7 protein-coding genes are annotated in these 6,520 nt (G+C 34.6%); 4 read left to right on the top strand and 3 right to left on the bottom strand.

The window, feature by feature from the left end; genetic code table 11:
- Both ACEN2K_RS12745 and ACEN2K_RS12740 read left to right on the top strand, forming a co-directional pair.
- Window positions 1–1,512 (top strand): beta strand repeat-containing protein (locus ACEN2K_RS12745; protein ID WP_441759711.1); only part of this gene is annotated, 1,512 nt, incomplete at its 5' end.
- Window positions 1,513–1,623: 111 nt separating this feature from the next.
- Window positions 1,624–2,301 carry a hypothetical protein gene (locus tag ACEN2K_RS12740; protein ID WP_441759710.1) on the top strand — a complete coding sequence of 226 codons (678 nt, stop codon included), beginning with the start codon at window positions 1,624–1,626 and terminating at the stop codon, window positions 2,299–2,301.
- A 182-nt stretch (window positions 2,302–2,483) separates the two neighbouring features.
- On the opposite strand, the gene ACEN2K_RS12735 is transcribed toward ACEN2K_RS12740, so the two are convergent.
- The 3 genes from ACEN2K_RS12735 to ACEN2K_RS12725 form a co-directional block, all read right to left on the bottom strand.
- Window positions 2,484–3,428 (bottom strand): tRNA dihydrouridine synthase, encoded by a 945-nt coding sequence (locus tag ACEN2K_RS12735; protein ID WP_441759709.1) that lies wholly within the window; start codon window positions 3,426–3,428, stop codon window positions 2,484–2,486.
- A 181-nt stretch (window positions 3,429–3,609) separates the two neighbouring features.
- A complete protein-coding gene (locus tag ACEN2K_RS12730; protein WP_441759708.1) occupies window positions 3,610–4,401 on the bottom strand; it encodes an anti-sigma factor in 792 nt (263 codons plus the stop codon).
- Complete coding sequence (locus ACEN2K_RS12725; RefSeq protein ID WP_441759707.1) at window positions 4,401–4,931, bottom strand: RNA polymerase sigma factor; 531 nt, start codon at window positions 4,929–4,931, stop codon at window positions 4,401–4,403. Before ACEN2K_RS12725 ends, ACEN2K_RS12730 begins: the two co-directional genes overlap by 1 nt.
- A 231-nt stretch (window positions 4,932–5,162) precedes the next feature.
- Between ACEN2K_RS12725 and ACEN2K_RS12720 the strand changes: the two genes are divergently transcribed.
- Window positions 5,163–5,816, top strand: coding sequence for a DUF4331 family protein (locus tag ACEN2K_RS12720; protein ID WP_441759706.1), 654 nt, complete (start codon window positions 5,163–5,165; stop codon window positions 5,814–5,816).
- A gap of 73 nt (window positions 5,817–5,889) precedes the next feature.
- A complete protein-coding gene (locus tag ACEN2K_RS12715; protein WP_441759705.1) occupies window positions 5,890–6,441 on the top strand; it encodes a DUF4331 family protein in 552 nt (183 codons plus the stop codon).
- Window positions 6,442–6,520: the final 79 nt, after the last annotated feature.

Here is a 6,520-nt window from a genome sequence, read left to right as displayed (position 1 = left end):
TATTCATTGGCAGAGAAAACAAAGCTAGCAGCCATTTCAGGCACTAACACAGGAGATCAAGATTTGAGCAGCTATGCAACAACAGCAAATTTAGAGGCAAAAGCCAATTTAGCGTCACCGACTTTTACTGGTACAGTTACTGGTATAACAGCGACGATGGTTGGTTTAGCAAATGTAGACAATACCACAGATGCAAATAAACCAGTTTCTACTGCCACACAAACTGCTCTAGATTTAAAAGTAGACAAAGCAGCAGGAAAAGGACTTTCGACAGAAGATTATTCATTGGCAGAGAAAACAAAGCTAGCAGCCATTTCAGGCACTAACACAGGAGATCAAGATTTGAGCAGCTATGCTACAACAGCAAATTTAGAGGCAAAAGCCAATTTAGCGTCACCGACTTTTACTGGTACAGTTACCGGTATAACAGCGTCAATGGTTGGTTTAGCAAATGTAGACAATACAACAGATGCAAATAAACCAGTTTCTACTGCCACTCAAACTGCTTTAGATTTAAAAGCGTCTCTGGCATCTCCAGTTTTAACCGGAACGCCTGCTGCACCAACCGCACCAACTGAAACCAATACTACCCAAATTGCGACTACAGCCTTTGTAAATAGCTTTGTAAGTTCAGCTACATCGGGAGTTTTTGTTGATGTTACAACAGCTCAAGTCATAGCTGGCGTAAAATCATTTTCTTCTGACGTTATTGCTAACGGAATTAAAGTTGGTAAAGGTGTCGGGAACGGAGATTCTAACGTTGCTTTAGGAACGGATTTAGGTAGCGGTACAGGATATAGAAATACCGGTATTGGTTCAGGAGCTTTAAATTCGTATTCAGGAACTTCCTTTGGTAATAATACAGGAGTCGGATATAATAGTATGGTAGGTTTAACCTCTGGCTACGGAAATACATCGATTGGTGCGGAAACAATGTTTAACATTGCAGGGAATGATAATAATACTGCTATTGGTAACCAAACTTTAATGAATTCTGCTGCTTCTAATAACACTGCTATAGGAGCGAATGCAGGGGGATCAACAACAGGTTCTGGAAATACATTCGTAGGCCAGGGAGCTACGGTTTCTGATGGAACTTTTTCTAATACGACGGCAGTTGGTTACCAAGCTAGTGTAACCGCTAATAATACTATACAACTGGGTAATTTATCGGTAACCGATGTCAAAACTAGTGGTAATATTACGGCGGCTTCCTATATAAAGTCTGGCGGTACATCATTACAATATTTGATGGCAGATGGGTCGGTTTCTTCTGGAAGTGGGCAGGTGAGAGATGTAACTGATGAATTTTTAGCAACGGCTTCTCAAACGACTTTTACTTTAGCGCAAGCGCCATCATCTAATAGTAAGGTAAAAATGTATGTTAATGGAATTAGAATTAGTAACACCGCTTATTCTGTTTCTAATACTACTTTAACTTATAACCCTACTAATAATGGGTCGTATGCATTATCGTTAAACGATAGAATTCAATTTGATTATTTTTATTAAATCATTTATAACCACATTTAATTAAGAAGCTAGGACGTAGCTAAAAGGTCTAGTTTTATTAACAACAGATTTACTGATAACAAAAGGTTTGGCTTTTTAAAGTATGATACAATGATAAAACGCACATATATCAATATATTTTTAGGATTATTACTCACAAAAGTTTGCTATTCACAATCTTTAAATAAACATGGTAGTTTAATAACAACTACATCAGAATATGTGAGTACAAATGGTAATATAGGTACTACTGAGAACCTAAATAGCAATGGGAAAATTAGTGTTATACCCGAAGGTTTGTTGGTTTTTGATAATCTTGCTCCTGCTGGTACAGCGACATTTGTAAACTATCCCAATATACGAGCTTGGGGTCAACAATTTACTCCTACTACTGGTGGCTTCCTTACTAACGTGAAAATAAATCTTTACAGAACAAATTATCAAGATGGAATTTTTATAATAGAGCTATGGAGTGATAATGGGAGTTCAGGGATTTCCGCTTTACCAAACACTAAGCTAGCCACTCTTTATACATCTAATTGGAACAACTTAGAATTAAACAACACTAGTGCAATAACAAATGTAAATTCATTCACAGAAAATTATAACTTAGTTAACGGTACATCTTACTGGTTAGTCGTAAACCAAGATAGAAATGGACCCGCTGCTAGAAGATGGGCAACAACTGGATCAGGCCTTGGGCAAACAGCAAATATTAATTCAAATGGAGTATGGGTCAATAGTGGTTCTAATCCAAATTTAGGAGCGCAAATAAGTGTGGAGCAGTAATGCCTATTGATCAACATCATACTTAGTACGCCTAAGCTATTATTAGAGGAGTACTATAAATTTGAATATCTTTAGAGAAAATGAATTTCAGAACTAAATATGGTAAGTTAAGTTTTAAGTAGAAACTGTTCTAAATAAATTCATAATGTAACAACACGTATAGTGGAAAATGATGCATTTAACTACCCCGCTTTAATAATCTCTGCCACGGCAGCTTCATAATTCCTGATACTATTGGCTTTCTTTATCTTTTTGTGCACCTTGTGTGGATTTGAAAAAATAACCGAAAAGTACTCCCATAAATGGTGCATTTTTAGCAAAATATGTGTTGTTCCTGATAAAGATTCGCTATAACCAGCATATAAAGTATTGTGGAATTCACTAAATAATTCCATTTTATTTTTAGGATATTCCGTGCTATTGTTCTTAATCATGCTTGGTAAAAAAGGATCAGCAATCAAACCACGACCGATCATCCAGTGATCAATGGTAGGAAAACGAGCCTGCATCTCATGAAACTTAGCAACTGATGTGATATCTCCATTATAATATAGCTTTACCTTGCTTTGATCTACGCATGTTTGAAAAGCATCTAAATGCACTCCGCCTTTGTACAATTGTTTTCCTAGTCGTGCGTGTACAGCCACATTTTTTACGGCATATTTTTCTAAAATGGGTAATACATCCAAGATCTCCTCAGTGGTATCATAACCTAAGCGCATTTTCATCGATACAATAATATCCGATTCGTTTTGCACTTTATGCAAGATCTGCTCTATTTTTTCGGTGTTACTAATTAATCCAGATCCCATACCACATTTAGTAACCATAGGGTAGGGACAACCTAAATTCCAGTTTAACTCTTTATAACCTAGTTCCTGAACATATTTAGATACAAATAAAAATTCATCGGCATCGTTAGTAATAATTTGCGGAATAACTTCCAACTCTGAATTGTTCTCTGGCAATAAATCACGCTGATAAGAATTCTTAATAATCAATTTTCCGTTCAAACGAATGTATGGGGCGTAAAAAGTATCAATCCCGCCAAAAATTTTGTTCTGTGCATTTCTAAAACGGAAATCAGTAAATCCTTGTAAAGGAGAAGATAGTAAGGTATAGTTCATGTATGATTTAAAAGTGCAAAGATAATATTCTTTATTGCTTTATAGATTTCATTTAACAGTATTGTTTAAAACTTCAAAAAATGCTGGTTTGCCTTTATAAAAATCATTATTAAATGTCAAAAAAAAAGCAGACTTTCATCAGAAAGTCTGCTCTGTATGACCGATAATTAATCGCAGTAAATTATACTTTTCCTAATGTATACAACTGCTCCATTGTAGGTGTTAGACTTCCACCAGCAGGTTCTAATGTAATTCCAAACGCCTCAGCATCTCCTATATTATTGACAGCAAACATTCTTTGATTATTTGCATCAAAATCATCTAGTAAACCGATACTTGTAGGAGTCAATGGGTTTAATTTTAATGCCCATACTTGATATACCATTCCCTTAGGCGGTTCTGGTAGACCAGCTGCATCTACATAGACAACCTGCGTGTCTTTATTCCAATACACTTTAGCAGATGACTCTGGGGCTACTGCTTGCCCTCCAAGTGCAACTACGGTATTATTAGTATCTCTAATTACAGCAAGACTCGTTTCGGCTGCCGCATTTTTAATAGTCAGTGTATTGAGTTCTTTTTCAATCTTAGCTTTCTCTACCGTTGTCGTTACCACCTGATCATTGGTTACATTTAACTGATTGTATTGGTAACCTAAACCAATTAGCAACAATACAGCTGCAGCCCAGCCCAAATACTGAGATTTATTGCTGCGTGGTTCCATTTCTATGACTTTAGCGTGTTTTAACTCAAGCTTAGCCTTTATTTTCTCATAATTAGCTACGGAGTGAAAAGGTGAAAAGCTAGAAGATAAAGCAACAATAGCTTTTTCTATAGCAATAATTTCATCATTAATCGCTGGGTTTTCTTTCGCTAGTTTAGCCACTTCCTCATTCTCGGCTTCACTAAGTAAACCGTAAACATAAAGTTCTAAAATTCCAGAGTCTATATATTCTTTATTTTCGTTTTCCATTATACTTTCAAATAGTTTCTTAAATCATTGATACAATTTCGATTGTGTGTTTTAACAGTTCCTAAAGGAATTTCCAGCTCATCTGAAGCTTCTTGCTGAGTGTATCCTTTAAAAAACAATAAATCTATTATTTGTATACACTTGGGTTTTAGTCTTTTTACAAATTCTTGAATTCCTATAGTATCTACTTTATTGGTCAGTTTATTACTGTCATCCAATAGATATACGAAATTATCTGAAGATAGGTTTTTCTGACTATTGTTATAATTTTTAGAACGGAGTTTGTCAATAGAGGTATTGCGAGCAATATTAAGTATCCAAGTATAAAATCGCCCTTTACTCTCATGGTAAGAATCAATATTTTTCCAGATTTTCACAAACACATCTTGCAAGACATCCTCGGCTTCTTCTCTATTTTTTACTAAAACATTGATTACCGAAAACAAACTTTTTGAATACATATCGTAAAGATGTGTAAATGCTTTTTCGTCCTTCTTATATATTAAGACTAATAAATCTTCTTGAGTCATATATTTTATCTTTTGCTGTTACAAACTTATACAAACTTACTTACAAATGAATTAATTACAATATTCTAACTTATAAAAAAAGTGAGTACCATAAATTTTGTATTTTTTTTAATAATTTAAAACACTGTTAATCAGTTTATTGTATTTTTTATTATGTTTTTTTTAATTTTTTTAAAACCAAAAGGAATCTAATCGCGTAAATGCTTTTATAACCTTTTAAATTATAATAAAATGAAAAAAACAAAAATGATATTAGGCCTATCGCTAGTGGCGATTTCGGGTTTGATTTTAGTAGCAGCGGATCACGTAGACGCTCCATCAGTAACAGGTAATGCAGCAGACATTACAGATATGTATACTTTTCAAGGACAAGATACTAACAATTTAGTATTTGCTGTAAATACGCAAGGCTTACTTAGCCCTGGTGCAACAGCTGCAGCTTCCTTCAATGAAAATGTAATGATTGAAGTAAATATTGATAATACTGGAGACAATGTTGAAGATTTAGTTATCCAGGCAATTAGAAAAGGCGACAAAATGTACTTCTTTGGGCCTTATGCTCCGGCATCTAAAGGAACTTCAAGTACAATCAAAACCAGTGAAGCTTCAGGAAGTGTTCTTATTTCTAAATATGGAGAAACTCCTACCGTTTCTACTGAAAATGGTATGAAGTTTTTTGCAGGTCCTAGAGACGATCCTTTTTTCTTTGACTTAGGTCAGTTCCAAAAAATATTAGGAGGAACAGCTCCAAATGGATTTAATAATCCTGGTACAGATACTTTTGCAGGAACAAATGTTTTAGCTGTGGTAATTGAAGTCCCTAAATCTAAATTGGGTACTGCAGCAACATTAAATGTATGGTCAGAAACTAAGAAAAAACAATAATTACTAATAATTAAGGAAGGAATAAAATGAAACCAAGAGTTCATGAATTCCCAACAAATTAAATATAAATATCATGAAATCAAACAAATTTAAAATTATAGCTCTAGCACTAGTTGGTGCAGTAGCTTCAGTAAGTTGTAACAACGACGACGATAACAATGATGCAATGGCTAGTGCTGATTTTTCAGGAACTTATGTTCAACAAGATCAGATGGCAAGACCAGCAATAAATACAGTTTTTATTGCATCAGGACAACCAAAAGACGATTTTAATGCAACCGTGCCTTCTGCAATGGGAGCTAAATACCAAGTTGTATTTCAATCTAGATTATTGGCTTTAAATTCTGGATTCACTACAAATGCTTTAGGGCAAACAGCGGCTCAGTTTACAGGATTGTTAGCAACAGATGTGCTGAATGTAAAAACTTCAGGTAAAACGACTTTTTTTGATGGGACAAATGTTTTAACAGGAAGAGCTTTGGCAGATGATGTTATAGATGTAGAATTACTATTAATATTTGGTGGTTCAGATGGAATGGCTAACGCTGCATTAACCTCTGACCATGTTGATAAAAATGATAAAGATTTTACTACTGCTTTCCCTTACTTAGCAGCAGCCTGGTAGAATAAGTATATAATAAACAGAGTGTGGAACTAGTAAAGCACTCTGTTTTTTTAACAAACAAACAAACAAACAAAAAACT

It is taken from the genome of Flavobacterium sp. W21_SRS_FM3, assembly GCF_052113625.1.
Classification (GTDB): Bacteria; Bacteroidota; Bacteroidia; order Flavobacteriales; family Flavobacteriaceae; genus Flavobacterium.
Note: the sequence above shows the minus strand (reverse complement) of the source record. Positions and strands in the feature narration are given on the sequence as shown.

What these genes read in the sequence shown, in the direction of transcription:
- ACEN2K_RS12740 (WP_441759710.1), top strand. Translation starts at nt 1,624, where the DNA reads ATGATAAAACGCACATATATCAATATATTTTTAGGATTATTACTCACA.
- ACEN2K_RS12735 (WP_441759709.1), bottom strand. Translation starts at nt 3,428, where the DNA reads ATGAACTATACCTTACTATCTTCTCCTTTACAAGGATTTACTGATTTC.
- ACEN2K_RS12730 (WP_441759708.1), bottom strand. Translation starts at nt 4,401, where the DNA reads ATGGAAAACGAAAATAAAGAATATATAGACTCTGGAATTTTAGAACTT.
- ACEN2K_RS12725 (WP_441759707.1), bottom strand. Translation starts at nt 4,931, where the DNA reads ATGACTCAAGAAGATTTATTAGTCTTAATATATAAGAAGGACGAAAAA.
- ACEN2K_RS12720 (WP_441759706.1), top strand. Translation starts at nt 5,163, where the DNA reads ATGAAAAAAACAAAAATGATATTAGGCCTATCGCTAGTGGCGATTTCG.
- ACEN2K_RS12715 (WP_441759705.1), top strand. Translation starts at nt 5,890, where the DNA reads ATGAAATCAAACAAATTTAAAATTATAGCTCTAGCACTAGTTGGTGCA.